1 protein-coding gene is annotated in these 366 nt (G+C 59.6%); it reads right to left on the reverse strand.

Features of this window, described 5'->3' with window-relative positions; translation table 11 throughout:
* Positions 1-366: hypothetical protein (locus LNV09_RS24680; protein WP_263559712.1), on the reverse strand; the 366-nt coding region annotated here is incomplete at both ends.

The following is a 366-nucleotide window of genomic DNA, read 5'->3' on the forward strand; positions in this document are numbered from 1 at the left end:
CCACTGAAAGTGGTCGAGCCCGCACCGGTCATGGCGCCGTTGCTCCAAGTACTTGGGCCGCCGACGGTCAGCGCTCCAGCACCAGTGACAGTGCCGCCTGCTAGGTAGAGGCTTGCTGCGCTGAATCCGCCGTCAACATTGAGTGTCCCACCGAAACTCTGGATTTGACCGTTGAAGGCGTTGACGCCGGTGGCGTTGACCACGGCGCCATTGATGTGCAAATTCCCGGTACCCGAAGCTGCAGTTAAGCCGGTAAGTTCATGTGTGCCGCCCGAAAACGACAATGTCGCATTTGATGCAATGTTGAGGCCGGTGCCGAGAGAGCTGCCTACGCCAAGGCTAAGCACACCGGCCGTGACATTGAGC

The sequence above is a fragment of the Paucibacter sp. B2R-40 genome, from assembly GCF_025717555.1.
Classification (GTDB): Bacteria; Pseudomonadota; Gammaproteobacteria; order Burkholderiales; family Burkholderiaceae_C; genus Paucibacter_A.